General features: G+C 65.3%; 3 protein-coding genes. 1 reads left to right on the top strand and 2 read right to left on the bottom strand.

Annotated elements, in window-relative coordinates:
• Together IC66_RS0133270 and IC66_RS0133265 are read right to left on the bottom strand one after the other, a co-directional pair.
• The coding region (locus IC66_RS0133270; protein ID WP_038950539.1) for a metallophosphoesterase at window positions 1-421 on the bottom strand (421 nt) is incomplete at its 3' end.
• A 229-nt stretch (window positions 422-650) separates the two neighbouring features.
• The gene (locus IC66_RS0133265; RefSeq protein ID WP_038950537.1) at window positions 651-1409 is read right to left on the bottom strand and encodes an enoyl-CoA hydratase-related protein; all 759 of its coding nucleotides are present in this window, start codon (window positions 1407-1409) and stop codon (window positions 651-653) included.
• A 207-nt stretch (window positions 1410-1616) separates the two neighbouring features.
• Between IC66_RS0133265 and IC66_RS0133260 the strand changes: the two genes are divergently transcribed.
• A partial coding sequence (locus IC66_RS0133260; protein WP_038950536.1) for an MFS transporter occupies window positions 1617-2413 on the top strand: 797 nt, incomplete at its 3' end.

Below are 2413 nucleotides of genomic sequence, written 5' to 3'. Positions count from 1 at the left end.
CCCCGCCGTTCTGCATCCTGAGCAGCTCGGTCTTGCCCTCGTCGAACTCGTGATTGCCGACCGAGCTGATCGCTAGACCCATCAGCGAAAGCGCCTCGACCGAAGGCTCGTCGTGAAACATCGCCGACAGGAACGGGCTCGCACCGATCAGGTCGCCGGCGGCGACGAAGATCGTGTTCTTGTGCCCCTCGCGCAGCTGCTTCACCAGCGTCGCCATGTATTCGGCGCCGCCGGCCGCCACCATCACCTTCCTGGCTCCGTCCTCGGGATCGGCGATGCGGATGCCGCCCGGCGGCGGCCGCAGATTGCCGTGAAAATCGTTGATCGCGAGCACGCGCAGCTCGACCGGCGCGGCGGTCTGGGCCGAGGCGGGGAGGGCGAAGGCGAGAGTGAGGGCGGCGAGGATGGATCGGTATCGCATGGAACAAGATTAGTCGGTCCGCGCGAAGATTTCACGAAGGATTGTCGTGAACGTGCAGGTCTTCTTCCCGACCTCAGTATCGTAGGGTGGGCAAAGCGAAGCGTGCCCACGCCTCTCGTGCACTTCAGGATTGATGGTGGGCACGGCGCAAGTGCGCCTTTGCCCACCCTACGGTGCCGAACTCGCGGAGACAGACCATCGCCCGTCTCGCACAAGGGGAAGAGCGCCGCTACTTCTTCTTCCGGTTCGCAAACGCATTGAACGCCGCCACCGCTTCCTCCGACTTGAGCCGCTCGCCGAACAGATGGCCTTCCTGATCGATGCGGCGGGTGAGCTCTTCGGCGGGCGCGCGCAGCAATTTGCGGGAGGTTGCGACCGCCTCGGCCGGTAGCCGGCAGATTTCGCGCGCCACCTTGCGCGCCTCGACCTCGGTATGTCCCGGCGACACCACGGTGTTGACGAAGCCTGCCGCGTGAGCCTCCGCGGCGGAAAAAGTTCGCCCCATCACCAGCATCGCGAAGGCGCGCTGATATCCCATCGTGTTCGGCATCAAGAGGCTGGCGGCACCGACCGGCACTAGGCCGAGATGGATGTAGGGCGCGGAGAAGGTCGCAGCGTTCGAGGCCAGCACGTAGTCGCAGTGAAACAGCATCACGGTGCCCATGCCGATCGAGGCGCCGTCGACGGCGGCGATGATCGGCTTGACGTTGAGGGCGAGCGAATAGAGAAACTTGGCGCCTTCCGACAACGTCTCGGGGCGCGCGGTGTCGGCGCGCATGAAATCGTCGATATCATCGCCTGCGGTGAACACGCCTGAGCCGCCGGTGATGATCATGCAGCGGATGTCGGGGTTGTTCTGCGCGGTGTCGATCGCGTGGCTCATCTCCCGGTACATGTCCTGGGTGATCGCGTTCTTCTTGCCCGGGCGGCGCAGGGTGATGACACGCGTTCCGCGCTCTTCGGTGACGACGATATTGCCATTCGGCATGAGAGCCCCCTGCGCTCGCCGCGATGCTCGCTGCTTCGCGAGTCTCGCCGAGCATCAGCCTACATGATCCCGCAGGCGTGCCAATGCGCTGAGTCAACCTTTTCGGCGCCAACGCGCCGCAACAATTGGCTACAATGTTTCATTTGAAAAACCGGTGGTTGTGGTGCACGATCCCGCGCGGTTCCATGTGACCCGATTGCCCGATTGATGATTGCCGCAACCCGCGTCGACGAATCCTCGCTGCACTACCGCGGCTGGCGCGTCGTGCTGGCCTGCTTCCTGATGGCCTTCTTCATGTTCGGCTTCGGCCTGTACGGCCAGGGCGTCTATCTCGCCGAGCTGCAGCGCGCCCATGGCTGGCCGGGCACGCTGGTCTCCGCGGCCAGCACCTTCTCGTTTCTCCTGACCTCCGTCCTCGTCATCTTCACCGACGATCTGCTCGCCCGCATCGGCTTGCGGTCGCTGATCCTGTGCGGCCTGGCGGCGCTCGGCGCCTCGACTGTGCTGCTGGCGCTGATGCAGACGCCCTGGCAGCTCTATCTCGCCTATGCGCTGATGTCGGTCGGCTGGACCGGCATGGGTACCGTGGTGATCGCAACCGTGCTGAACTCCTGGTTCGAACGCCGGCGCGGGCTCGCGCTCAGCCTCGCGTTCAACGGCGCGACCTGCGGCGGCATCATCCTCGTTCCGCTGCTGCTGTCGTTGACCGGCAGCATCGGATTTCGCTCCGCCATGCTGGCGGCCACGCTCGCGATGATGGTGCTGGTGCTGCCGGTGGTCGTGACCTTCATCGGCTGGCCTGCCGGGAGGTCGCCGGCTTCGGGCGGACGCCCTTCCGGCGAGAGCGCGGCCACGCCAAGCCATTCCCGCAAAGCGCTGCTCGCCAACGCGGCGTTCTGGACCATGGTGCTGCCGATCGCGATCGCACTGCTGGCGCAGATGGGATTCATCATCCACCAGGTGAGTTTTCTCGAGCCGCTGATCGGCCGCCCGGCCGCAGGCGG

The sequence above is a fragment of the Bradyrhizobium genomosp. III genome (assembly GCF_000261705.1).
In the GTDB taxonomy this organism is placed as follows: domain Bacteria; phylum Pseudomonadota; class Alphaproteobacteria; order Rhizobiales; family Xanthobacteraceae; genus Bradyrhizobium; species Bradyrhizobium ottawaense.
This window is presented reverse-complemented; position numbering and strand designations above follow the sequence as displayed.

Bases quoted from the DNA above. Each gene is read 5' to 3' on its own strand.
- IC66_RS0133265 (WP_038950537.1), bottom strand. From the start codon at position 1,409: ATGCCGAATGGCAATATCGTCGTCACCGAAGAGCGCGGAACGCGTGTC.